Origin of the sequence: Pauljensenia sp. UMB10120 (genome assembly GCF_030212035.1) — a bacterium.
Classification (GTDB): domain Bacteria; phylum Actinomycetota; class Actinomycetes; order Actinomycetales; family Actinomycetaceae; genus Pauljensenia; species Pauljensenia radingae_A.
The window spans coordinates 1-22,806 of the sequence record NZ_JASODH010000013.1 but is presented as its reverse complement, the minus strand read 5'-3'; the positions used below and the strand labels follow the sequence as shown (position 1 = coordinate 22,806).

The window sequence follows — 22,806 nt, the reverse complement described above, 5'->3', positions numbered from 1 at the left end:
TTTTCCATCTCCAACTCGCGAATCCGTTTCAAAGCCTAGCTCATCTCTTTAGCCACTACCGGATCAGCACACGGTTGCATCCCCTGATGCCTGCAACCTCGCATCAGTAATCCATTTTTGCAACGAGGAACGCGAGATCCCCAAATCAGCACACACCTGACGGCGAGCAACCCCAAACTCCACCAACGCCACAGCATCAGCTTTGAACTGCTCTGAATACAACTTCGACATAATCAACATCCTTCCCTGCCCCGCCCCAGCGAAACAAGCTAGACGTCAACCAAACCCTCAGCAGACCCGCTAAGCCTGGTGACAAGATCGTAGTTATCGTCAAGGACAAGAACGGCAACGAGATTGATCGCGTGACGGTCACCGTTGAGAAGCCTGCCGCTGGCGATATGACCACCGAGCCGGGAGTCAAGAAGTTTAAGCTTGCACGCACCGGCGCGCAGGTAGGAGGACTCGTTGGTATCGCAGCCGTAATGGGCGTAGCAGGCCTTGGCCTGGCGCTCGTGCGACGCCGTCGAGAAGGCGAGGAGAACTAATCGCCTAGCCGACGAAACACCGGCATAACAGTACGGGGGTGAGACCTTAAACGGTCTCACCCCCGTCGCCAATTTCTCCTATAGTCCGAACAGTGCTGAACGAAATTGCGGTGAGGCACCAAAACAACGTTGTTTGCTCCGCCCGGCCAAATCCGTGATATGTACGAGCGCAAATTTGTAAGACCTGCATCTCAAGTGAAGTTAAAGTACAAGAGTAACCTTGCCTGTTTTGTTTTGAAAACCAAAACCTTCATTTATGGCACCCTAGTGGACCACGACTACTTCACCGGGCAGCCCTTTGGCTCTTCCAAACCCCAAAATGTTCGCGGTATGGATCACCCCTCAACGGCAATCCAAACGTTCGTGAAGAAAAAGGTAAGAACGCCGTGCTGCTTCTAGACAACGGCGACGCTGCGCAGGGCTCATGAATCGAAATGGTGTACCACTCGAACCGGACAGATAGCACTGTTGACCCGATGGCTAGTGTGTTCAACTACTTGAAATACGATGCGGTGGGTGCTGGTAACCGCGAATTCAACTACGGCCTTGAAGCCCTAAACGCCTAGAATTAAACCAGTCCAACTTTCAGGGGCTAGTTCACTTAACAGGGCATGTCGCTGCGTGGTGGAGCACTGGCGGGGCGTGCCAGGTTGATCTGTCTTCGGCTCTCACGCCCGTCCATATAGTGAAATTCCAGTGCGGAAGCCAGAAATGCCCGATTCGATGTAGATGTTTTTGATGTGGTCGATTTCACTATGACGTGTCGGGGACTGGGCTGTGAGGGCCTGCGGTTCCCCCTCCTCAATAATCGTAACGCTCGCGCGTGAGGTAGGAGCGTCGATGTGTGTTCTTCCTCGTGAGAGAGGTGCCCGCGGACGTGGATTATGCAGCCCGGTGGATGCCAGACGCGGCAAGGTCTCGCTCAGTGTTGGCGTGATTGACGAGGGCGGCCGACCCGCTTGTGACGGGCGCCTGAAAACTGCTCACATTCTGTTTACCCACTGTTTAATCTGAATCCCTAACCTAAGTGCGGCAATCGAAGAGTTGGCGTGGCGCGTTGGTCACGACGTATCTGCGATGAGACATGTAAGGGGATCGTATGGGCGATCTGAAATGGAAGCAGGATCGGTCGCAAGCAGCGCAAGGGCGATTGAACGAGGCGAACAGCACGTTCGCGGGAGTGAATTTTGGGGCACCGCCTGATTTTGGCAAGTCCACGGCAAGTGTGAATGCTGTACTGAGCAAGTTTACTGAAGGCCTGAAAGCCCTAGCTGATGGAACAGCGAAGGTGAGTGGCAGTCTGTCGACCGCTGATCAGAATTTCGAAGCTTCAGAAGCTCGAATCTTTAGCGAACTTACCTCGGTTTACCCCCAGGGCGGGGTTTACTACCCCCAGTCAGGAGGAATGGGTAAATGATTGACACCAAGCTCGATATAGAACCCGAAACGCTCTCCTCCTGGAAGAGTGGAGTCCTCCTGCATGGCAGGGGCCAAGTGTACGACGGTATTAAGGACCTCGATCGGGCCAATAGCATCGTGCAGTCTGAGCTGGTGGGCTACACGGCAGCTGAAGCGTCCGCGGCTATCCAGTCTGCCACTAAATCAGCGCAGGAGATCCATGATGAGATCGAAACTTTTGCTGGTGCCGTTGACTCATTTGTGACGTTGATTCGTTCATGTAAGACCCGCCTCAAAGACATTGAAGGTCGGGCGGCAACAGGCAAGCTGATTGTTATCCCCAAGACTTCAATCGAACTGCCTCCGCCTCCGCCTCCGCTGCCGGTTCCGGCGGATCCGGTGACGAATGCGACTCTCATCCAGGCGTGGACTGAGTACATGGAAAAGCAGGCCCTCTATTCGACCCTCGCGGGAGAGGTGAGCATCGTCCGCCGCGATGAGGACGTTGCTCACAGTGAGCTGCAGAACGCATGCAGTGCCGTTACTTCCGCCAACTGGCTGGTCAAGGCTTTCACTGGGATGTTCTCAGGTGGCGGTACGACGCTGGGCTTCCTGAAGATGCTGAAGTCTCGCACCTGCGATGCCGTCAAGCTTATTAAGGGCATCAACTTCAAGCTCAACGGTGCCACGTTCGATCCGAAGAGGCTCGGAAAGCATTTCAAAGATACGCCAGAGGTTCGGTTCCACACATTTAAAGACAAGGTTAACCTTGGTAAGGGATGGGGAGATTCGCCAGAGATCCTCGACAAAGTCAGCAAGGTCACGAAGCATGCCGGGCGTGTGCTCACCGCAGTCGATGCTGGCACCACCGCTTACGACCAGTGGAAGACGGACAGTGTGCTCAATCCTGATATGGGAACCGGAGAAAAGGTTGCACGTGCCGGAACCCGAACACTGCTGGAAGTCGGCGGTGGCTGGGCTGGCGGCAAAGCTGGCGCGATGGGTGGCGCAGCTATTGGTATGGCTGTTGGCGGACCGATCGGAGCGGCTGTTGGCGGCATCATCGGTGGCGTCGCGGGTGGTGCCGGCGGTAAGTGGCTTGGCGGAAAAGCAACAGATTTTACCTTCGGCCTGTTCGATTAGCGCCAGCAAGACCGATACTGATGTGTGAGCGTTGTGCATGGTGATTAACGCTGCGAGGCGTAGTGACCTCAAGGTAATCTGACGAGAGCCGAAGATTTGGATGTGGCTGCGGACTGACGGCGAAACCACTTCTTGCGTTGTCCCGCCGCTGCTCCGGCCACGGCAGTACAGGCTCTGTAGCTGAGGATGAGGAAATCGATGGATGATTTTTCGAGTAGTGATACCTTCTGGATGATCACACTGGCATTCCTGTTTGGGGGCCTCATCCTGGCTCAATGGGCTCTTGCGATGTTTTCAGACTCCACGCTCGGAAAACTCGCCCGCTCAGTTGGGAACATCTTCGGATGGTGGAAAAACTCCGAAGCACTCACCACTCCTGCCATCGGTCTGGCGTTCCTGCTTTTCGGAGTTGCATTTACTGCTGGAACACTGGGGATGAGCAAACAGGGAATGCGTATCATCGTCATCGTTGCAATGGCCTGTATGGTTGTCGCGCTGATATCAGTGATCCCCTTCCGTCTGCCTGACGCGATGTATCCGGAGAAGCGGTTGGAAAAACGTCAGCAGCAAGCCCTGACTCAGGTCGATCCGGGCTCGTACCCGGCCGATCGCCATTTTGCTGAAGGTATCGTCCCGCCTTCCCACAGTGATCCGACTACTTCCCACAGTGATCCGACCCGCCTGACCCAGCCCGAACATCAAGAATTTAAGTCCGACAATAACCACCGAAGCGATGGAGGATATTGATGAGTCCAACGAGCAGTGACGCTGAGTTCGTCACTCTTCCCGCAGACTGGGAAGAACTCAGCACTGAAGAAAAAGCGCAATTCACCCAGCAAGTGCCGGAAGAAGGCCCGACTCAGCAGATGCTCCAGGAAGTTGAGAGCACCTTCCCGCTGATCGCACTTGGTCCTGAAGCTGCATCAGGGTTCCGCCCCAGCCTCGTCGTGACGAAAGCCGCGACCGGCTCGGACGATCCGATCGACTGGTACGACGGCACGTTGCGTCAACTCGTCGAATCTATCCCCGGATTCCTGGTGCTGGAAAACGCAGCATGGGAAAACGAACACCTCAATGGTGTAGCCCGCATGGGGGTCTACATGATGGAAGATCTGTCCGTGTCGTCGTGCCAGTGGCTGTGGGTGAACGGCGAGGCCGGACTGACCGCCACCCTGACATGCGCGACACGCGAATTTGACCCGATGTACGACACGTTTGTTGAAATGTCGAATAGCTTGAGGAACCCACAATGAGCCGTTTTAACCCGGAAGAATCAGCTGCAATTCTCAACGAGGCCGATTGGGAAGCCCTAACCGATTTGCTGGACGGCAAAGCTGACACGAATTCAGACGGCTGGAAGAATCTGGTCGACCTGGGGTTCATCAGCGATGAGGAATCCCTGACGGACGGTGCCGAACGCCTCTTCGCCGGTCTGTTCCAGCGTTCCCACATGATTCAACTGACCCGCATCGCACCGTCGGAAGACGTCAAACGGATCACCCTCACCGTGTGGATTTCTTCAACGGACGTCACGTGGATCGTGCCCGAGGGTGACTCGATGAACCTGTTCCGCTCCGACCCGGAAGAAGTTCCCTCACTGATTCTGCGTTGGCTGGTTTTCGGGCCGCACATGAATGTTTTCGACGGCCCACTTCACCTGCCCTCCGACGTCATTCGTCTGGCACACCAAGGTGATGTCGATCAGCTGCAACGCGTCATCGCCAGTGAATGCCGAGATCACGACGACACAGGATTTGGCAAGGCCGGTCTTGAGGGAACCTGGGCGATGAATGTGTTCGACATTTTCGCCGCGGTCGACGAGCAGATGGCGCCCGCTGGATCCCTGCTCTTCCTGAGTACTCCGACGTGCCTGTACGCGATGGACGGCACCAAGGCCGATGAACCGGAAGTGGAGTTGGCAGGGCTGACATCGCCGCTCGCGTGGCAGATGATCAACCCCTACCTGTTCGCCTGATCGATCCTGCGGCCTCCACGCGAGGCCGCAGGTCTTTGTTGAGCTACCCGCCATATCTCTGGGGTGGCAATACTGACCGGGATCACTGTCTGGGGCCGGACGTCTTCACGTGGTGCTGGGCGTAGCCCGTGTCGCATCCACTGAACGGCTGGCAATGCGCGCTGTTGCAGGAACGGTGAGTGTCACGCTCAGACCACCCTCGTCGAGTGCGGAAATAGTGACTCTGCCGCGGTGAGCTTGAGCGACAGCCTGCACGATTGCGAGTCCCAGGCCATGTCCGCGCGTGGTACCGGCTGTACGTCTGGATCCACGCACGAAAGGCTCACACAGTGAGCTGACGGTATCAGCATCGACGAGGGGACCGGTGTTGGTCACGTTCAGCACTGCGCAGGAAGCACTGGCATAAGGCGAATGGTGTACCTGCAGGGTGACGTTCACAGATCCATCCGCCTGGTTGTAGGTGACGGCGTTGCGCAGCAGGTTCGAGACTGCCTGGCGCAACAGCACCTGATCTCCAGTAACTGCAGCGGGAGTGATGCTCGTATGGATGGCTATACCATGGTCTTTCGCCAGAGATTCAACTTCATGGACGGCTTGGCGAACAATTTCGGCTAGATCCACCTCTTCGCGCGCCAGCATCCCGCCTTGAGCTGCCGACAGATCCAGCAGCGCATCCACAGTCTGAGCGTTGGCGTGATTGGTTTCGCGTACCCGTCGCAGAAGGTCCCGCAGTTCCTGAGTGGTCGCATCCGGATCAGACAGCGTCACATCAATCATTGTCTGAGTCGTGGCAAGAGGAGTACGCAGCTCATGCGACGCATTGGCCGCGAACTGCTGCTGGGAGCGCAGTGATTGATCGACCGAATCAAGCATCGCGTCGAACATAACGCCCAGCTCGCGCACCTCATCATCCGGTCCCTTCAGGTTCAGGCGGTAACTGTAATCGCCTGATGTTGCCAGAGCTGCAGCTTTCTTCATGTCAACCAGCGGCGCCATCACGCGTCCCGCCACGATCCACCCGACCAGGCCGGAAAGAAGCGTCAGAATCGTCAGAACCAGAAGCGATGTGACCAGCATGGTGTTGAGCATGGAGCGGGCCACTGGGATCACCAGGTCAAAACTGGCGCTTTGCCCGTCAGGCGCGGGAGGAGCGAACGTGGTGTTCAGTCGCATCGGCACCAGGCGCATATAGGCGTACACCAGGCCAATCATCACCAGGCCCACACCGCCCACCAGTCCCGCATACGACAAGGTCAGGCGCATTCGCAGGGTCAGGCGGCGTTCCCCGCGCGGTGTCCTCGTCATCTGTCTGCCTCCCCAAAGCGATATCCTGCGCCCGGCACGGTTTGAATAACCCAGGGGGATCCGAGCCGCTGACGCAGATGTGAAATAGTGACGCGAATCGAATTGGTGAAGGGATCAGCGTTCGCGTCCCATGCGCGCTCCAGCAGCGTTTCCTGGCTGAGGACCCCGCCGTCAGCCTCCATCAGCAATTCCAAAACTGCGAATTCCTTGGGGCTCAGACGGACGAAGCGCCCATTGCGGTAAACTTCGCGACGGAACGGGTCCAGACGCACTCCGCACGATTCAAGGACAGGTTCTCGTGCCGGTTGAGAGCGGCGGCCGAGAGCTCGCAGTCTGGCAACCAGCTCCGGGAACTCAAACGGTTTGACCAGATAGTCGTCAGCTCCCAGTTCGAACCCCGTGACGCGTGCGTTGAGCGTGCGGGCGGCAGTGAGCATCAGGATGCGCACCTCAGGGTAGTGGTGCGCGAGAATCCTGCACACCTCGTCACCATGAGTTCCCGGCAAATCACGATCCAGAACTATCGCGTCGTAGGAAGAACTACGCACCATCTCCAGCGCGTCATCGCCATCGAAAGTCACGTCAACAACCATTGCTTCGCGCCTCAGCCCCTGAGCGATTGCCTGTGCGAGATATTCTTCATCCTCGGCGATGAGAACCTTCATAGTGGTGTGCCTTTCATTCATTCCTCTTGACGAGGGCGACTCAGTTGAGCCCCTTCCGCTGGCGACATCTTAACGATGTCAGTGTTAGCAAAACATAAACAAAAACCGCAACGCTACGGCAACGCATGATGCGTTTAAATCTCTTCAGACGCGTGGAGTACTGATCCGGGTACCTCGCGCAAACTGCAGGACCAAATACGTGGAGGAAATTGACGATGCAACTGCGCATACATGGTAGGGCTTCGAACGTGACGGCAGAGAGCTCAGTTGGAGGCGTGCTGAAAGCTTTCAGGGCGCGCGCGGTGACTGGAGCTGCGCTGATGAGCCTGGTCGCGCTTGCAGGCTGTTCGAGCAATATGCCGGTCGGAAGCGACGCAGCCGGATCGGACAGCAACGCTGCGGGCAAGGGCGCTGGCGCATCAGAGTCAGAGACCAAAGCTGTGGAAGAATACAATCTCAAATTCGCTGCCTGTATGCGCGAAGCCGGTGTGAATGTGCCCGACGACCTTCAAAATTACGGCCCGGGCGAAGATTTTGGTGTCGATGCGAACGCGTGGAACACCGCCGTGCAGGGCTGCTGGGAAAAAGTCGGTGACAGCCCAACGGCAGGCGCGGACAGTGAAATGACTGACCAAGAATTCGATCGGCTTGTGCGTGTCGCTCAATGCCTGCGCCAGGACGGCTATCACGTGGAAGATCCAGTGCGAGGCCAGGGAATCCGACTCAATGACGTGCCGCCAGCAGCCATTTCTCAATGCTTCGACAAGGCTGATGCGGCCAATGCCTCCAACACCGGGACGGAGAACACCAAGTGAAAGCTATGACGAAGCGGCGCACGCTTGTCGTCCTCGGCATTGCGGCAATCCTGGTTGTGGCGCTGGTGGTGGCAAGTGCCATCTGGCTCAGGCACGGCGGGCAGGCCAATGCCGCACAATCGGGTCAGAGCGGTGCAACGGGGCAGGCAGGCTCTGCAATTGCCACCGAACCCGTTGTGCGCGAGGATCTGCATGGCAGTGTGAATGTTGCCGGCACGTTACATTACGCTGATTCGCACCAGCTTCGTGCCGGATTCGACGGAATCGTGACACAGCTGCCTGAACCGGGCACTCAAATCAGCGCCGGTGCACAGCTGTACCAGATAGGTGACGACCCGGCCTACCTCATGCGCGGTGCCACCCCTGCGTGGCGTGACTTTGAAGACGGTATGAGTAACGGGCAGGATGTTCAGCAGCTCGAACAGTCCCTCAAGGATCTGGGCTATTTTGCCGATGAGCCAGATGAGCGCTTCGATGCGCAGACGATCAGTGCGATCAAGAACTGGCAGGACGCAGTCGGACTGACACGTAGTGGTCGCCTGCAGCTGGGACGAATCATTTTTGCGCCAGCTGACCTGCGCGTCGGAACACTGTCTACCCGTGTGGGAGATCGAGTCACGCTGGACACCAGCCTTTTCAGCGTGTCCTCCATGCAACAGGTCGTGGATGCGAACGTCTCGCTCGCACAGCAGGACCTGGCTGAAAAGGGCCGCGAGGTGACGATTCAGCTTCCCGACGGGTCAACAACGCCGGGCACCATCAGCTCAGTTGGCACCCCGGTTGAGCGTGGCGCTGGAAACGGTCAGGACAGCCAGGCCGACGGGCAGGGCTCACAGGCAAACCAGGCAGGCCCGGCTGCGGGAAACAAGGAACGCATCCTTCCCATCACCGTGACCCCCTCCGACCCGGAAGCCACATCAACGCTCCAGGAAGCATCCGTGACAGTTGCGCTACCGTCCCAAACCCGCGAAAACGTGCTGACCGTTCCAGTCAACGCCCTGCTTGCCCTGACACCGACACAGTTCGGCGTGGAAATCGCACGCGAGGACGGCTCATTTTCACAGATACCTGTTGAAACGGGACTGTTTTCAGCCGGACGCGTGGAAGTATCCGGAGACGACCTTGCCGAAGGTCAGCACGTGGTGGTGCCATCACGATGACCGACGCATTGGTGCAACTGGATGACGTGACTCGTTCGTTCGGCTCCCCGCCCGTCCAAGCATGTGCGGGTGTGAGCATGACGATTAATCGCGGCGAATTCACGGCCATTGTCGGACCGAGCGGATCAGGTAAAACAACGTTGCTTAACATGATCGGCACACTGGATACTCCCACGTCGGGACGGGTCCTCATTGATGGAATCAACGTCAGTGAACTTGATGATGCAGGTGTGTCAGCGGTGCGCGCCCGCATGATCGGATTCGTCTTTCAACAGTTCCATCTCTCACCGGGAGTGAGCGCACTGGACAATGTGGCTGACGGATTACTGTACCTGGGCGTAGCGCGCTCGCAGCGCCGTGAGCGAGCACGAGCAGCGCTGGAACGCGTCGGACTGGGGCATCGTCTGGAGCACAGACCCCACCAGATGTCAGGTGGAGAACGCCAGCGTGTGGCGATTGCACGAGCCGTTGTCGCTGAACCGCCGCTGCTGCTGGCAGACGAGCCGACAGGCAATCTGGATTCACGCTCGGGTGATTCAATCGTCCAGCTTCTCCACGACTTGAATGAGGCGGGCACAACCATCGTTGTCATTACACACGACAACGACCTGGCTGCGCGCCTGCCGCGCAGAATCGCCATCCGTGACGGACGGATCGTGGCTGACTCGGCCGACGGTGCGGCGGGCGGCGCGACAGGCGGTTCGACTGAATGCCCGGCGGGCGGCGTGGCTGGAAGGGAGCACCATGACTCACACATCTGATCACACTCGTTCAGCGCCGGCCGCGTCAACGCTTCTGGCATCAGATGCGGTGCGGCTCGGCACAGTGGGGCTGCGCTCACGCCCGATGCGTGCCTTCCTGTCAGCACTGGGCATCGCGATCGGGATCGCAGCAATGGTGGCGGTGATCGGAATTTCCACCTCCAGCAGAGCTCAACTGACTCGACAGTTGGACGCCCTCGGCACAAATCTGCTGACAGTCACTGCCGGAAGCGACATGACGGGAGCCGCTGCCACACTGCCACCAGACGCTGCAGCGAAAGTGGCGCTCCTGCCGGGTGTTACCGATGCAACCAGCACAGCTGCCCTGACCGACATCAAGGTCTATCGCAGCTCGCTGATTCCTGCAGAAGAAACAGGTGGGATCGCGACCGTCTCCACTGATCTGACACTGCTGGACGTGGTGGCAGGCGAAGTGGCGCATGGAACGTGGCTCAACGAAGCGCTCGCGCAGTATCCGACAACCGTTTTGGGGGCGAGTGCAGCCCAGCGCCTCGGCATTGTCACTCCCGGAACACAGATCTGGATGGGCAACCAGCTCGTCACGGTGGCCGGTATCCTCAAACCGGTACCACTGGCACCGGAACTGGACTCCGCGGCGCTGATCAGTCGCACAGTGGCGCAACGACTGTACGGCCATGATGACCATCCCACCACAGTGTACGAGCGCAGCGCCGATGACCAGGTCGCCCGGATCCGTGACCTCCTGGCACCGACCATTTCACCGCAGGCATCAGGTGGTATCAAAGTGTCGCGACCTTCAGAAGCGCTCAGTGCGAAAGCCGCTGCCGATCATGCATTCACGACGCTGCTGGCCGGCGTCGGATCAATTGCTCTGCTGGTCGGCGGTATCGGCGTTGCCAACACGATGATCATTTCAGTCCTCGAGCGCCGCCAGGAAATCGGCTTGCGTCGGGCCATGGGAGCAACGCGCGCTCACATCCGTATCCAGTTCCTGTCTGAAGCACTGCTGCTGGCCGGTATCGGCGGAGCACTCGGCTGCATCATCGGCACACTGATCACTGCTGTCGTGGCCACTGTCAGTGGATGGCTGTTCGTCATGCCGCTGTACGTGGTGGCCGCAGGTCTGGCCGTGACCGTGGTGATTGGCGCTGTCGCCGGCCTGTACCCGGCAGTGCGCGCCGCACGCACACCCCCCACAGCCGCCCTGAACTCGCAATAGATCCAGAACTGAGGCTGCAGTCCTGCCCGCGTGGCATGTCCTGCCGGATGTGCCTGTCATCTCTTACAGGCACATCCGGTTGGCTGTGCCGCCTGTGTGGCACACTGACACTGTGAAGAGCACACGGCGGCGGCGCGTACCAACAGGGGCCTGCCCCATCAGGCGCAGACGCAACCTGCTGGGCACCGCAGCGCTCCTCGGCCTCGCACTGAGCGCACTGATCGTCATCACAGGACAGGACATCCGCATGCCCGGTCCCGAACTCCAGTTCGACTGCAATGACTTCCCCGGGCAGTGCCGTGACTACCCCTTCCCCTACGGCTACCTCATCGCGATGCTGCTGCTCGTCATTGCCGTTATCGGGCTGTGGGTCGCGCTGGCGCGCCAACTGACAGGCAGCTGGTCGGGGATGCCGCGTTCTGGCGGCTCTGCTGAGCTGTTGGATCAGTCGCGCAAGAGCCCCACGCGTTCACGGACAGCCAGTCAATGGGTCTCCCTCGTCGTTGATGTGGCACTATGCGTCGTTGCGCCGCCGATCCTGGCAGTCGGTGGCCTGGCGCTGGCCTTCGGTGGATACGCCGCGGCACTTGGATTTGCGGGCGTGGCCGGCGTGCTGCTCGCGTTGGTGTTCGCCCTCACGACCAGTATTCAGACTCGCACAACCCGACCCGCCTGGATTGCAGGCGGAGCCGTCGCGCTCACAGCGATCATCGCAGTCTTCATCTCCGGAATCGCGCTGCTTTTCACTGGGCCGGGCCTGTTCGCGGTTCCTGTTATCGGGATTGTCGCCATGCTGCTGGCTCGCGCCGCCGCCTACGAGAGCATTCGCGAAAACTCTGCCGTCGAGTATGAAGGCGGTGCTCCATCCTCGGCAATCATCATCGACGAGGGTGACCCGACCACCGCTGCGTGGCGTCCTATCGCCCGATGCGCGGCGGTGGTGTGCACGGTGGCGGGGATTGTCAGCGTGAGCGCCCTGATGATTCTGCCTGCACCGGCTGACCGGTCGACCCCGATTGATCAGACTCCACCTGCTTCGTCTTCGGTGCCGCCGGAAGAAGCTGAGTCTGGAGCTGCGGTGGCCTCTGAATCTGGGGCGGTCGCTGAGTCTGGGGCGGTCGCTGAGTCTGGAGGTGAAGCGATGTCGGCGGTGGAGCCACTGTGCAGCCCGGACTCTCTTACTGCCGTGCTCGGTCCGGTGCAGGGAGCGCTGGGTGCTCGAGGCGCGATACTGACAGTGATTAACAATGGCGACACCGCGTGCTCTGTGAGCGGTGTGCCCGACCTGCAGATCACGATGAGTGGAGCAGACCTAGCGGTGAGCACTGTTGCCTCGCCCCGCGCCTCGGCGGCCGAATTTGACCGGGGAGTGGATATTCCTGCAGGTGCAAGCGCCGCGATGCAACTATCCTGGCGCGGAGCGGGGACGGAGGAATCTGACACGGTTGATATGACACTGGGCATCGCAGGTGGTGAAGTGCCGGTCGACGTAGCACAGGGCCAGGATGGCGGCAGTCTGGATATGGAGACCGGAACCCAGATCACCTGCGAGCCCTGGCGATAGGAAACGCTCATCGTGCCGATCAGCAGCGGTCAGCACGACGCCTGAACCAGAGGCAGGGCCCCTCGGGCCCCTACGCAAGCCCCGCGGGCAGTCCCTACAGCCAGCCGTTGTCGCGGGCGCGGCGCGCGGCATCCATGCGGGATGAGCCACCGGTTTTCGCCATGGCACTGGTGACATGGTTACGGACGGTGCCTTGAGACAGACCGACTTCACGCGCCACATCAGCAGTGGTGCCGCCGCCCTCGGCCGCACGCAGCACATCGATCTCACGCGGGGTGAGCGGATTGATCCCCAGGCCCAGTGTGCGCGCGGCAAGCTCCTGATCAACAACCTGCTTACCGTCGTTGACCGCGCGGATCGACGCGGCCAGAGCCTCCGCCGGCTGGTCCTTCAACACGAAGCCGGCCGCCCCCAGCGACAGGGCACGCGCCACCCACCCCGGACGGTCAAACGTTGTCAGCATCAGCACGCGTGTATGAGGGCTCACCTCGCGCACGCGCGGCAGCGCCTGCAAACCATCGATACCGGGCATCTCCACATCCAGCAGCATCACGTCAATCTCTGCGCCCATGGTCTCGGCAAGGTCAACCGCTTCGCTGCCGTTCGAAGCCTGAGCGACCACCTCAATGTCAGGCTCCAAACCGATCAGCGCGGCGATACCGGCGCGGACAACTCCCTGATCATCGACAACTGCGACCCTCATGAGAGTGCTCCTTCACTGACGGGACGAATAGTGTCGCCCACCATTGACAGGGCAGGAGAATCCGCCCCATCGACCGGATCTACCGTGAACGTCACGTGCCATCCGCCCCCGTCAGCAGGCCCCCAGGTCACGGTGCCCACACCTTCGGCACGTTTTTCCAGCGACTCCAAACCGGTGGACATGCGCTGTCCCGCGTGAGCGCTCTGCTGACTGTCCGCAATGGTTTTCTGGCCGGCAGCGGCCCGGCTTCGACCCGCGGCAGCCGGCCTGCTGCCCCGACCGTTGTCATGTACGCTCACGCGAACCGGACTGAGCTCCACCCATACCCGGTCAGCACCGGAATGGTGGACGACATTCGCCATCGATTCACGGACCAGGTGAGCGGCAACCTGACTGGTTTTGCCCTCAGGTGGATGCCCCTCATCGCTCAGCGTCAGCACGATGCCCGCAGCGTCCGCCAGGTGCGCGGCCTGCGCCAGCTCCTGATCCAGATCCGCTTCACGCGTGGCGGCAACAACCTGTCTCATCTGCGCCAGGGCGTCATGTGATAATTCCTGGAGCTGTTCAAGGTAGGGGACGCCCTCGTCCATCTTGCCCAACTGGGCGAACCGGGCGACGACCTGCGCGTTGACGTTGATGGCGGTCAGGGTCTGCCCGAGGACGTCATGCAGATCCGCGCTGATGCGGCTGCGTTCTTCTGACTGGGAGGTCTGGACGCGCTCGGCCTGACGGATCCTGTCTTCTCGGTCATTGTCGATGGCGCGACGAGCCATGAACGTCATGAAAATCGTGCACAGCAGGATCGCCAGCCCAAAGGACGCCTCATTGATGTTGGCCAGACGCAGAATCACCAAAAGCACTGCGAGCAGGACTGAGCCGATCAGCAGCGCGCACGCCCACCGCGTGTACAGGTGGCGCGGAAGCTGCAGCACAATCACCGCGCTGATGTACGGCAGAAAAAAGAACACCGACACCGCATCCGAAAACGGCATCATACCTGCGAGCAGGACGCTCATGACGACGATCGTCGCCACCACCCACGGGTCCGTTGACCGTGAAACGGGGGCAGAGTCGGAACGGATCCACGTGGAAACGTACACCAGGATGAACACGGTGAGCCAGGCGAACATGGGCACAGCCTGCTCCGGGCTGCTGCGCACTCCCAGGATGATGCCGATGATCATGAAGATCAGGTACGGCAGTGCCCACGGCAACGAGCTGAGGCGCTCGTGCAGCGAACTTGAAGCCGCCGGTGAGTGCCACAGCCAGCTCCAGCTCATCGCTGTCAGTTCCTTTCAGTACGGCTCGAGCGAGTAAACGTCCAGACAGCTGCGGCCAACATTGCGAGCGACCAGACCGCGATATTGATGACCCAGCTCCATTCGAACGCGGTATCCCAGCCAAGCTGCGGTGCCCGAACAAGATTGATGATCCCATACATTGGTGTGTACTTCGCGACTTTCTGGACCAATGAGCCCATCTGCTCCATCGGTATGAACATGCCGGACAGGAATGCACTGACCAGCACCGTCATTGAGACGATGAAGTTCGCGGCGTTCTCACCGACAAGCTGGCCAACCGCGAATCCGAATGCCGCCAGGGGAAAACTGCACACGACAATCAACGCGAACGTCACAACCCAGGTAATTCCTGACATTTCAGCGCCGGTGAGTGCCCCTACACCATAGGTCACCAGTGCAGCCAGAGCGCCGACCAGGATTGCCGCACAGATCTGAGCCCACAGGTATGTTGACAGGCTCATTGGAGTCAGTGCCAGTGTGCGCCACCATCCGGTTCGACGTTGCAGCGCGGTGTTGCATGTTGCGCTCGCAGCCGATATGAGCGCTCCGTAGCATGTCAGACCGGCCAGAATGGCTGCCTGAACGTTCGCGTGCCCCACGCTGGTATCTGAGTATTCCTTGCCAACTGCGAACAGGAAATACATCAGAACGGGGATGCCGATGGAACCGCCGATGAACCACGGGTTGCGCAGCGTGTTATCACGCAACGCCATCATGAACTGTGCACCCAGTCCTTTGAGCGGCGGGGGAACAGGTCGGTCTGTCAGGTCTTGTTTCGTCAGGGTATGTGTCGTTGCGGCGTGCGTGCTCATGAATCTGACTCCTCCGTGTTCGCGCCGGTCAGGCGGGTGAACATTTCATCCAGGCTGGTTCGTTTCATTTGGAAATCCTTGATGCCTGCGGTGTTCAGCACCGCAAGAGCAGCCGGTTCAAGCTTTTCTCCGTCGATCGCGATTTGCCCGTCGTCGAATTTGTAGGTCCACTTGTCGGCCCCGGGCAGCGCAGTGATCTCATTGACGAGGGCGTCCCTATGCTCTTCTGAGACGGTTGCGCGAATATGGGCACGCTCCGTGTTCAGCAGAGTTCGGGAGCTTTCATCTGTGACAACGTGACCGCGATTCATGATGATGATGCGGTGAGCAACTGCTTCAACTTCTGACAGATAGTGAGTTGCGAACACGACGGTCAAGCCGCCTGTTGTCAGTTTCTCCATCGTCTGCCAGAACTGCATCCGTGAATCCACGTCCATTCCGGCGGTCGGCTCATCCATGATGAGAAGGCGCGGACGTGAAAGCAGGGCGATCGCCAGGCGTACGCGCTGCTGTTCGCCACCTGAACACTTGCCGATTCTGCGCGTTGCCAGGTTGGTGATTCCGGCCAGCTCCAGCACCTCATCCACAGGTGCGGGATCGACGTATGCGCTGGCCAGTGTTGACACTGTTTCACGAACGGACGGTTCGGGCGGCAGTCCGCCAGTTTGCTGAATGACTCCGATCAGGCCGCGCTTGATTGCGTCATGAGGAGCCATGGCGAAAAGCCTGGCTGTGCCCGAATCCTGATGGCCCAGACCCAGAGCGATGTCAATGAGTGTGGTCTTGCCCGCGCCGTTGCGTCCCAGCAGTGCGACGAGTTCACCTTGTTCAACGCACAGGGTGACACCGTCGACTGCGTGGACTTGACCGAACGAGCGGTGAATGTCGACGAGGTCGATTGCTGGTGGAGCGGATTGTGGTGCGCGTGTAGGCGCCGCCGATGATGCCTGCGATGACGTCTGTGCTGTGTGAGCGTTTTCGGATCGCACTGTGGAGCCACGTGTGGTGGCAATCTCATCTGTGTTCATGTCTTCACAGTACAAATGATTACCCGCATGTGGATAGAGCGATTGTCACGATCTATCTATCACAAATGTCATGGGGTGGGTGCGGACACTCTCGTGCCCTGTTTTCGCCACCGTGCTTCCTGGTGGTGTGCACACTTGTGCCTGGCAGCGGTGAGCGTGGCGCTACTTCCAGCGTGAGAACCCGCCTTCAGTGTTGATCACCTGACCCGTGACCCACTGAGACTCATCACTGAGGAGCCACACAACCAGCCGTGCCGGATCATCAGGGGTGGCCATCCGGCCACCGGGGAACTGCTCGAGCACATGCTGGCGCACCTCGTCCGTCATGTAGCCGGTGTCAACAGGGCCAGGATTGACAGTGTTGACGCGGATGTTCCTGGCCGCAAGCTCATCTGACAGTGTCAGCGTGATGCCTGCGATTGCTGCTTTTGAGGCGGCGTAGGCAACTTCGCCGCGCATCGGCCCCATCGCCTGCCCGGATGTCATGAACACGATCGACCCCTGGTCGCCGGCAACGGCCGCAAAGGCCTGCGCCAGCAGGATTGACGTGCGCGCATTGACACGCCAGTGGGCATCAAGATCGTCCGCTGTGATGTCACTGAGCGCGCCGTCATTGCCAGACAGCGCCTGGTTGCACACAACAGCATCAACGCGGCCATATTCGCTGCGCGCTGTATCGATCAGTGCCGCGGGGGCTCCCTCGTCAGTTAAATCACCACCGACGTCGATCATGCGGGCGCCGGACCGAAGGTGGGATCGGATGCCGGCGCACACGGCTGCAATGTCATCGCTGCCCCACGGCTGCTTGTCGTCATGGGTGCTGAAGTGGTGGCATACCACGTCAGCGCCCCATTCGGCGGCGCGCCGGGCAATAGCGTATCCGATCCCTGCCCGCCGGCTCACTCCCGTGATGACGATGACTCGGCCGGCCAGCGGGAACTGATCACGAGGCATTTACTGCGCTTTCTTGTCTTTCTTCATGGTGATCAGAGCCAAACCGATCGCCAGCATGAAGACGTCCTTTGAGAGCATCAGGCCTTCTTGCGAGGGGCGGATTCCGTCTGCTTCGGTCATCGCAGGGTTGCGGAAGTACATGGTGAGCATGCCCGAGGCGAATGCTGTCAGCGCCAATCCGGCGAGTTTGCGAGGAATAAACGGTGTCAGAAGCGATGCGCCAATTCCGATTTCCGATGCGCAGATGAACTTGCCGAATACCTCCGGGTCAAGTTCACCGAGCTGGGGAATGCCTGTGGCGGCCATTTCCTGCAGTCCGGCAGCGGCCTCGGCATCCAGATGCAGTTTGCCGATACCTGAGTTCAGAATGTAAGCGCCGGTGATGGTGCGCATGATGCCGGATGCAAGTTTCATGGGGGCCTCCTCGCATGAAAGGATCGTCTTGTTGGTGCTCGATCATTGCCAAGTCGACACAGGAGTGTCGTGCGTCCAGTGTATCGAAGGGGGTGAACAGGCATTGCCCGAATCGATAAGCTGACCCCATGACGATTACGCACGAGCTTTCGACAGATCGACCCATTGCCCTGATCACCGGCGCAACGCGCGGTATAGGTGCAGCCATTGCCCAGGAACTGTCCCGCACACACACCATCATCGTTGGTGGCAGTTCGGACGAATCAGTGGCGGCCGCCTGCGACAGGTTCATCGCAGCACGCCAGGCAGCTGCCACTGGCAGTAATACGGACATCTCCAGCCGAGACGCAGCAGCCACGGTCCGTCCATTTGTCGCAGACCTCAGTGATTTCGAACAGATGCACCAAGCCGTCGAAGACCTGCACCTGGAGCGCCTCGACATACTGGTGCACAGTGCCGGAACAATGGCGCCTTCAAGTACAATCGCCGAAACCATGCCTGACGAGTGGCTCCGAGTCCTGCGCCTGAACGTGGTTGCCGTGGCCGAGCTGACACGCCTGCTGCTGCCGGCTTTGCGCGCTGCCGGTGGCCAGGTCGTTGCGATTAACTCCGGAGCCGGTTATCGCGTGGGCGCTGACAACGCGGTGTACTCAGCCTCCAAGTTCGCCCTGCGTGCCTTCACTGACGCGTTGCGTGAGCAGGAGCGCGGCACGATTCGCGTCACTTCCGTGCATCCGGGTCGTGTTGACACAGATATGCAGGTGGACATTCAGCAGCGCGCCGGCCGCTCCTACCGCCCCAGCGATCACCTGCGCCCGCAGTCAGTTGCCGCCGCGGTGCGCATGGCAGTGGACGCGAGTGAGGAAGCAATGGTGGAGAACCTCGAAATTCGCCCGGTCGTGCCGCGCAGCAAACTGGGTAAGTAGGCGGTCCACTAGTCACCCTCGTCGATGGTGGGGGCGGTGGAATCTGGTCGCACAGGCTTCGAGTTCTTCCTGATGAATTGACGAGGACGCCTTGGCCTCCACTGCTTGAGGCGGTGGATGAACAGGCGGGGACGCACCGACTGACTGCGCTCGTAGTGCTGTTCCTGATAGTCGAAGACAGGCAGGTGCCAGCTGAAGCGAATCGCGAGAATGCGGAAGACGAAGGTGACGATCAGCGTGATGGTCACGGCCCAGTCATCGTGCACGCCCAGTTCGGAAAGTGTGACGTACGTGCAGGTGGCGAGGAATGACACCGCGGCGTACAGCTCTTTCAGGAACACCAGGGGGATACGGTCGCACAGGAGGTCTCGCAGCACACCGCCCATCACGCCGGTAATCACTGAGGCGACGCAGGCGAGGATGAACGCCTGGGCGGGGCCTTGCTGGATGCCGACGTCCCAGCCGATGCGTGTGCCGAAAATGGAGAACACCGCCAGCCCAAGTGCGTCGAGACCAAGGAACAGCTTGCGGAAATGCTTCATCAATGAGGGAATCAGAACCGAAATCACTGCGGCGCACACGACAATGACCACGTAGTGGGGGTTCTTCACCCAGGTGAGTGGGTAGTGTCCCAGCAAAACGTCACGAATGGAGCCACCGCCAATGGCGGTCACCGCGGCCACCATCATCACGCCGAACAGGTCCATGCGCTCGCGGGCCGCTGACAGGGCGCCTGTCATGGCCTCGGCCGTGATTCCAATCATAAAGAGCACCGTCAGCCACATGCAATGTACTCTAACAAGCCTGCCTGTGAGTGCGAGGCAACGCCTGCTGGATACTTGCGCTCCTCACCTGCTTTATTCCTCCGTGCATATCTTGAAAACATAGTTTTTCCTTCTTGGAAACTGGTCGGAGCTATAGGCAAGAAAGGGAGTAGGGACGCTGATGGAGCAGATCGGAACAATCTTGAAGAAATTATCTGGAAGACCCAGCGCCGTGCGTTCCTCGCTAGTAGCATGTGAGTAGTCGCTCACTGATGAGTGTCATTCAATGATGAGTACCAGAGGATGGATATGACACGCACAAAACAAGAGGAAATCCGCGAGGCAGTCACGCGCTCACGGGAGTTCTTCTTCACTGGGAAAACCCGTGACCTCAGCTACCGCAAACGCACGCTGGCCGCATTTGAAAAATCAGTACGCGCCCACGAACGCGACATTCTGGATGCGCTGCACGCTGACCTGAACAAGTCGGACACCGAAAGCTTCATGACGGAAATTTCGCTGGTCCTGGACGAAATCAAGTTCATGCGCCGGCACCTGTCATGCATGGCAGCGCCGCACTACAAGATTCCCGCGCTTTCGCAGATGCCCGGCGTGCTGTCCGTGACGTATGAACCATTTGGCGTGGCACTGGTGATGAGTCCGTGGAACTACCCCTTCCAGCTGACAATGTGTCCCCTCGCCGCGGCGATCGCAGCGGGCAATACCGTGGTCATCAAACCGTCCGCCTACTCGCCGGCCACATCCCGCCTCATCCGGCAGATGTGCAAGGAGATTTTCGAGGACGGCTACGTGAGCGTCATCGAAGGTGGGCGCAAGGAGAACTCGGCACTGCTGGATGAAAAATTCGACTTTATTTTCTTCACCGGCTCCCCGAACGTCGGCAAAGTGGTGATGCGCGCCGCGGCGGAGCACCTCACGCCCGTCGTCCTGGAGCTGGGCGGCAAGTCCCCGTGCTTTGTCGACAAGACCGCTGACATCGAAAAGACAGCGAAGCGAATCCTGTTCGGCAAGCTGACCAACGGCGGGCAGACCTGTGTGGGCGTCGATTTCGTGTATGTTCACCGCGACGTCAAGGACCAACTGATCGAGGCGCTGAGGCGGGGGATCGACAGCGCACTGCCGACCGAGGAGTATCGTCGCAACTCCTTCGCCAAGGTGATTCACCCCAAGCATTTCAAGCGTCTGTCCGGATTGCTGGAAGGGCAGCGCCTGATCACGTCGAAGTCGCGCGACGCCAAGCCGGCCGATGTGACGCTGGAGGATACGCAGCAGATCATCCCGGTGTTGGTCGACGACCCCGAATGGGACAGCCCCGTCATGCAGGAAGAAATCTTCGGTCCCATCTTGCCGATCAAGGAGTTCACGGATATTGAGGACGTGCTGACGGACTACCAGGATCGCGACAAGCCTTTGGCGCTGTATATCTTCACCAGGAAGAAGCGCTTTGCTCAGCGCGTTGTCGAGGCGATATCCAGCGGCGGCGTGTGCATCAATGACACGTTGCTGCACATGTCCTCAACAAAAGCGCCCTTTGGCGGAGTCGGGAACTCCGGCATGGGCAACTACCACGGGGCCTCGGGCTTCAAAACCCTGAGCCACGAGCGAACGGTGCTGCATAAGAGCTGGTGCTTCGACATTCCGGTGCGGCACCACCCCTATGATTCCAAGTCCTTCTCATTCCTCAAAAAGATACTGGGTTAACACACAAGGGAGGTTTCAATGCGCGTAGGAATTCCAACCGAAGCGAAGAACAACGAGTTCCGAGTTTCAATGACCCCGAGTGGCGTCTCTGCACTTGTGCACGGCGGCCACGAAGTCCTGGTTCAGGCGGGCGCGGGTGTCGGATCTGCAATTTCCGATGAGGATTATGCCGCGGTGGGCGCCACCATCGTTGACGGTGCCGACGAGGTGTGGGCACAGTCCGACATGATCGTGAAAGTCAAAGAACCGATCGAATCTGAGTACGGTCATATCCGTGAAGGCCAGATCGTTTTCACCTACCTACACCTGGCTGCGGACAAGCCCGGCACGGATGCGCTGCTGGGAGCTAAAGCGGTTGGCATTGCGTACGAGACGGTGCGTTTGCCTGACGGCCGTTTGCCGCTGCTGATTCCGATGTCAGAGATCGCTGGGCGGTTGGCGCCCCAGGTCGGCTCGTATTTCCTTCAGAAGCCGCATGGGGGCAAAGGCGTCCTGATGGGCGGAGTGACCGGCGTGGAAGATGCACACGTACTGGTCATCGGTGGCGGCACCGCCGGAATCAACGCCGCTGCGGGCGCAGTGGGACTGGGCGCGGATGTCACGGTTGTCGACAACAATATCGACAAGCTGCGCCGGATCACGAACCACTGGGAAGGGCGCGTGTGCACGCGTTATTCCACGCCGCTGGAAATTTCGCGCCTGATCAAGAAGTCCGACGTGGTGGTCGGCTCGGTTCTGATCCCAGGTTCGAAAGCTCCCAAGCTAGTGACCAATGAGATGGTTGCATCAATGCAGCCGGGATCTGTTCTGGTTGATATCGCCATTGACCAGGGTGGCTGTTTCGAGGATTCACACCCCACCACTCATGAGGAGCCCACCTTCAGGGTGCACGACACCACGTTCTACTGTGTGACGAACATGCCGGGCACTGTCCCGGTGTCTTCGACGCAGGCACTGACCAACGCCACCTTGCCCTATATCCATGCGATTGCGGACAAGGGATGGAAGAAGGCTCTGGCCGATGATGTGGCGCTGCGTCAGGGTCTGAACACCTTCGACGGGAAGATCACCTTCCCCGGCGTTGCCGAGGCATTCGACATGGAATGTGCCAGCGCGGAGGAGATCGTCGGAGCGTAAGAGGATTCCACCTTCACGGTTCCAGCCGGGCGGGTGTGCGGGCGCAGAAGCGTCCGCACACCCGCCCCTTTCTATGTATGAGTGTGGACGAACACGTAATAGATCATGCCGGGTCGGCTCGCACGAAGGCCTCGCCTAAGCGACTGTGCCTGCACGAGCACCCAGATTTTCGAGGCTCGCGCACGCGCCCCCATGAATCTCAACGCACTGCGCGAACGACCGCCAACATCTCAAGGCACCGCGCGCACATACCCCTAGATTTAAGAGGCCCGCGTGCACAATCCCCTAGATCTAAGCGCCCTGCGTGCACATACCCCTAGATCTAAGCGCCCTGCGTGCACATACCCCTAGAAAAGAACGGAGTTCTCATGAGACGATTTGCAAACCTGCAGGTCAGAGAGGGTGAGTGTGATCGCGGGCGTCGGGGAGCGCGGTTAATCTAGGGGAATGTGCACTACGAGGGCTTAAATCTAGGGGAATGTGCACTACGAGGGCTTAAATCTAGGGGAATGT

At 59.4% G+C, this 22,806-nt stretch carries 24 protein-coding genes; 14 read left to right on the top strand and 10 right to left on the bottom strand.

Annotated features, from left to right (window positions below; translation table 11 throughout):
• Nucleotides 1–63: 63 nt before the first annotated feature.
• Complete coding sequence (locus QP093_RS09820; RefSeq protein WP_285016340.1) at nt 64–231, bottom strand: transposase; 168 nt, start codon at nt 229–231, stop codon at nt 64–66.
• A gap of 131 nt (nt 232–362) precedes the next feature.
• Between QP093_RS09820 and QP093_RS09815 the strand changes: the two genes are divergently transcribed.
• The 6 genes from QP093_RS09815 (at nt 363) to QP093_RS09790 (ending at nt 5,061) form a co-directional block, all read left to right on the top strand.
• Complete coding sequence (locus QP093_RS09815) at nt 363–545, top strand: LPXTG cell wall anchor domain-containing protein (protein WP_285016338.1); 183 nt, start codon at nt 363–365, stop codon at nt 543–545.
• A 1,099-nt stretch (nt 546–1,644) separates the two neighbouring features.
• Nucleotides 1,645–1,962: a hypothetical protein gene (locus QP093_RS09810; RefSeq protein ID WP_070727911.1), complete on the top strand. Its 318-nt coding sequence runs from the start codon at nt 1,645–1,647 to the stop codon at nt 1,960–1,962.
• Entirely contained in the window at nt 1,959–3,086 is a 1,128-nt protein-coding gene (locus tag QP093_RS09805; RefSeq protein WP_285016337.1) for a hypothetical protein, read from the top strand. Before QP093_RS09810 ends, QP093_RS09805 begins: the two co-directional genes overlap by 4 nt.
• A 198-nt stretch (nt 3,087–3,284) precedes the next feature.
• Nucleotides 3,285–3,833 (top strand): MFS transporter, encoded by a 549-nt coding sequence (locus tag QP093_RS09800; RefSeq protein WP_070727903.1) that lies wholly within the window; start codon nt 3,285–3,287, stop codon nt 3,831–3,833.
• Nucleotides 3,833–4,339: a hypothetical protein gene (locus QP093_RS09795; protein ID WP_070727900.1), complete on the top strand. Its 507-nt coding sequence runs from the start codon at nt 3,833–3,835 to the stop codon at nt 4,337–4,339. The genes QP093_RS09800 and QP093_RS09795 overlap by 1 nt, the downstream gene beginning before the upstream one ends.
• On the top strand, nt 4,336–5,061 hold the full coding sequence (locus tag QP093_RS09790) for a hypothetical protein (protein WP_285016335.1): 726 nt from the start codon (nt 4,336–4,338) through the stop codon (nt 5,059–5,061). Before QP093_RS09795 ends, QP093_RS09790 begins: the two co-directional genes overlap by 4 nt.
• Nucleotides 5,062–5,166: 105 nt before the next feature.
• On the opposite strand, the gene QP093_RS09785 is transcribed toward QP093_RS09790, so the two are convergent.
• Both QP093_RS09785 and QP093_RS09780 read right to left on the bottom strand, forming a co-directional pair.
• Nucleotides 5,167–6,366: a sensor histidine kinase gene (locus tag QP093_RS09785; RefSeq protein ID WP_285016333.1), complete on the bottom strand. Its 1,200-nt coding sequence runs from the start codon at nt 6,364–6,366 to the stop codon at nt 5,167–5,169.
• Complete coding sequence (locus QP093_RS09780; RefSeq protein ID WP_058237373.1) at nt 6,363–7,031, bottom strand: response regulator transcription factor; 669 nt, start codon at nt 7,029–7,031, stop codon at nt 6,363–6,365. The genes QP093_RS09785 and QP093_RS09780 overlap by 4 nt, the downstream gene beginning before the upstream one ends.
• A gap of 248 nt (nt 7,032–7,279) precedes the next feature.
• Between QP093_RS09780 and QP093_RS09775 the strand changes: the two genes are divergently transcribed.
• The 5 genes from QP093_RS09775 (at nt 7,280) to QP093_RS09755 (ending at nt 12,532) form a co-directional block, all read left to right on the top strand.
• A complete protein-coding gene (locus QP093_RS09775; RefSeq protein WP_070727886.1) occupies nt 7,280–7,846 on the top strand; it encodes a hypothetical protein in 567 nt (188 codons plus the stop codon).
• A gap of 5 nt (nt 7,847–7,851) precedes the next feature.
• The gene (locus tag QP093_RS09770; RefSeq protein ID WP_285016343.1) at nt 7,852–9,006 is read left to right on the top strand and encodes an efflux RND transporter periplasmic adaptor subunit; all 1,155 of its coding nucleotides are present in this window, start codon (nt 7,852–7,854) and stop codon (nt 9,004–9,006) included.
• Nucleotides 9,003–9,767, top strand: a complete 765-nt coding sequence (locus QP093_RS09765; protein WP_285016329.1) for an ABC transporter ATP-binding protein — start codon at nt 9,003–9,005, stop codon at nt 9,765–9,767. The genes QP093_RS09770 and QP093_RS09765 overlap by 4 nt, the downstream gene beginning before the upstream one ends.
• Complete coding sequence (locus tag QP093_RS09760; protein WP_092648882.1) at nt 9,751–10,968, top strand: ABC transporter permease; 1,218 nt, start codon at nt 9,751–9,753, stop codon at nt 10,966–10,968. Before QP093_RS09765 ends, QP093_RS09760 begins: the two co-directional genes overlap by 17 nt.
• 112 nt (nt 10,969–11,080) lie before the next feature.
• Nucleotides 11,081–12,532 carry a DUF4232 domain-containing protein gene (locus tag QP093_RS09755; RefSeq protein ID WP_285016326.1) on the top strand — a complete coding sequence of 484 codons (1,452 nt, stop codon included), beginning with the start codon at nt 11,081–11,083 and terminating at the stop codon, nt 12,530–12,532.
• A 94-nt stretch (nt 12,533–12,626) separates the two neighbouring features.
• On the opposite strand, the gene QP093_RS09750 is transcribed toward QP093_RS09755, so the two are convergent.
• The 6 genes from QP093_RS09750 to QP093_RS09725 all read right to left on the bottom strand — a co-directional run bounded on the left by QP093_RS09750 (nt 12,627) and on the right by QP093_RS09725 (nt 17,744).
• Nucleotides 12,627–13,235, bottom strand: coding sequence for a response regulator transcription factor (locus QP093_RS09750; RefSeq protein ID WP_092648880.1), 609 nt, complete (start codon nt 13,233–13,235; stop codon nt 12,627–12,629).
• On the bottom strand, nt 13,232–14,515 hold the full coding sequence (locus tag QP093_RS09745; protein ID WP_285016325.1) for a sensor histidine kinase: 1,284 nt from the start codon (nt 14,513–14,515) through the stop codon (nt 13,232–13,234). Before QP093_RS09745 ends, QP093_RS09750 begins: the two co-directional genes overlap by 4 nt.
• 5 nt (nt 14,516–14,520) lie before the next feature.
• Entirely contained in the window at nt 14,521–15,348 is an 828-nt protein-coding gene (locus tag QP093_RS09740; RefSeq protein ID WP_285016323.1) for an ABC transporter permease, read from the bottom strand.
• The gene (locus tag QP093_RS09735) at nt 15,345–16,376 is read right to left on the bottom strand and encodes an ABC transporter ATP-binding protein (protein ID WP_285016322.1); all 1,032 of its coding nucleotides are present in this window, start codon (nt 16,374–16,376) and stop codon (nt 15,345–15,347) included. The genes QP093_RS09740 and QP093_RS09735 overlap by 4 nt, the downstream gene beginning before the upstream one ends.
• 162 nt (nt 16,377–16,538) lie before the next feature.
• The gene (locus QP093_RS09730) at nt 16,539–17,330 is read right to left on the bottom strand and encodes an SDR family oxidoreductase (RefSeq protein WP_285016320.1); all 792 of its coding nucleotides are present in this window, start codon (nt 17,328–17,330) and stop codon (nt 16,539–16,541) included.
• On the bottom strand, nt 17,331–17,744 hold the full coding sequence (locus QP093_RS09725; RefSeq protein ID WP_285016319.1) for a hypothetical protein: 414 nt from the start codon (nt 17,742–17,744) through the stop codon (nt 17,331–17,333).
• A gap of 128 nt (nt 17,745–17,872) precedes the next feature.
• Between QP093_RS09725 and QP093_RS09720 the strand changes: the two genes are divergently transcribed.
• Entirely contained in the window at nt 17,873–18,670 is a 798-nt protein-coding gene (locus tag QP093_RS09720) for an SDR family oxidoreductase (protein ID WP_285016317.1), read from the top strand.
• Between the two features lie 8 nt (nt 18,671–18,678).
• Here the strand turns inward: QP093_RS09720 and QP093_RS09715 are convergent, their stop codons facing one another.
• Nucleotides 18,679–19,434 (bottom strand): trimeric intracellular cation channel family protein, encoded by a 756-nt coding sequence (locus QP093_RS09715; protein WP_285016314.1) that lies wholly within the window; start codon nt 19,432–19,434, stop codon nt 18,679–18,681.
• A gap of 309 nt (nt 19,435–19,743) precedes the next feature.
• Here QP093_RS09715 and QP093_RS09710 point away from each other — a divergent pair, with 309 nt between their 5' ends.
• Together QP093_RS09710 and ald are read left to right on the top strand one after the other, a co-directional pair.
• The gene (locus QP093_RS09710; protein WP_285016312.1) at nt 19,744–21,156 is read left to right on the top strand and encodes an aldehyde dehydrogenase family protein; all 1,413 of its coding nucleotides are present in this window, start codon (nt 19,744–19,746) and stop codon (nt 21,154–21,156) included.
• A gap of 18 nt (nt 21,157–21,174) precedes the next feature.
• Nucleotides 21,175–22,293 (top strand): alanine dehydrogenase, encoded by a 1,119-nt coding sequence (gene ald, locus QP093_RS09705; protein ID WP_285016310.1) that lies wholly within the window; start codon nt 21,175–21,177, stop codon nt 22,291–22,293.
• Nucleotides 22,294–22,806 lie beyond the last annotated feature (513 nt).

Excerpts from the sequence above, each read along its gene's own strand:
- QP093_RS09810 (WP_070727911.1), top strand. The coding sequence starts at position 1,645 with ATGGGCGATCTGAAATGGAAGCAGGATCGGTCGCAAGCAGCGCAAGGG.
- QP093_RS09805 (WP_285016337.1), top strand. The coding sequence starts at position 1,959 with ATGATTGACACCAAGCTCGATATAGAACCCGAAACGCTCTCCTCCTGG.
- QP093_RS09750 (WP_092648880.1), bottom strand. The coding sequence starts at position 13,235 with ATGAGGGTCGCAGTTGTCGATGATCAGGGAGTTGTCCGCGCCGGTATC.
- QP093_RS09725 (WP_285016319.1), bottom strand. The coding sequence starts at position 17,744 with ATGAAACTTGCATCCGGCATCATGCGCACCATCACCGGCGCTTACATT.
- QP093_RS09820 (WP_285016340.1), bottom strand. The coding sequence starts at position 231 with ATGTCGAAGTTGTATTCAGAGCAGTTCAAAGCTGATGCTGTGGCGTTG.
- QP093_RS09800 (WP_070727903.1), top strand. The coding sequence starts at position 3,285 with ATGGATGATTTTTCGAGTAGTGATACCTTCTGGATGATCACACTGGCA.
- QP093_RS09760 (WP_092648882.1), top strand. The coding sequence starts at position 9,751 with ATGACTCACACATCTGATCACACTCGTTCAGCGCCGGCCGCGTCAACG.
- QP093_RS09735 (WP_285016322.1), bottom strand. The coding sequence starts at position 16,376 with ATGAACACAGATGAGATTGCCACCACACGTGGCTCCACAGTGCGATCC.
- QP093_RS09740 (WP_285016323.1), bottom strand. The coding sequence starts at position 15,348 with ATGAGCACGCACGCCGCAACGACACATACCCTGACGAAACAAGACCTG.
- QP093_RS09790 (WP_285016335.1), top strand. The coding sequence starts at position 4,336 with ATGAGCCGTTTTAACCCGGAAGAATCAGCTGCAATTCTCAACGAGGCC.
- QP093_RS09715 (WP_285016314.1), bottom strand. The coding sequence starts at position 19,434 with ATGATTGGAATCACGGCCGAGGCCATGACAGGCGCCCTGTCAGCGGCC.
- QP093_RS09785 (WP_285016333.1), bottom strand. The coding sequence starts at position 6,366 with ATGACGAGGACACCGCGCGGGGAACGCCGCCTGACCCTGCGAATGCGC.
- QP093_RS09780 (WP_058237373.1), bottom strand. The coding sequence starts at position 7,031 with ATGAAGGTTCTCATCGCCGAGGATGAAGAATATCTCGCACAGGCAATC.
- QP093_RS09720 (WP_285016317.1), top strand. The coding sequence starts at position 17,873 with ATGACGATTACGCACGAGCTTTCGACAGATCGACCCATTGCCCTGATC.
- QP093_RS09795 (WP_070727900.1), top strand. The coding sequence starts at position 3,833 with ATGAGTCCAACGAGCAGTGACGCTGAGTTCGTCACTCTTCCCGCAGAC.
- QP093_RS09730 (WP_285016320.1), bottom strand. The coding sequence starts at position 17,330 with ATGCCTCGTGATCAGTTCCCGCTGGCCGGCCGAGTCATCGTCATCACG.
- ald (WP_285016310.1), top strand. The coding sequence starts at position 21,175 with ATGCGCGTAGGAATTCCAACCGAAGCGAAGAACAACGAGTTCCGAGTT.
- QP093_RS09745 (WP_285016325.1), bottom strand. The coding sequence starts at position 14,515 with ATGAGCTGGAGCTGGCTGTGGCACTCACCGGCGGCTTCAAGTTCGCTG.
- QP093_RS09710 (WP_285016312.1), top strand. The coding sequence starts at position 19,744 with ATGACACGCACAAAACAAGAGGAAATCCGCGAGGCAGTCACGCGCTCA.
- QP093_RS09765 (WP_285016329.1), top strand. The coding sequence starts at position 9,003 with ATGACCGACGCATTGGTGCAACTGGATGACGTGACTCGTTCGTTCGGC.
- QP093_RS09770 (WP_285016343.1), top strand. The coding sequence starts at position 7,852 with ATGACGAAGCGGCGCACGCTTGTCGTCCTCGGCATTGCGGCAATCCTG.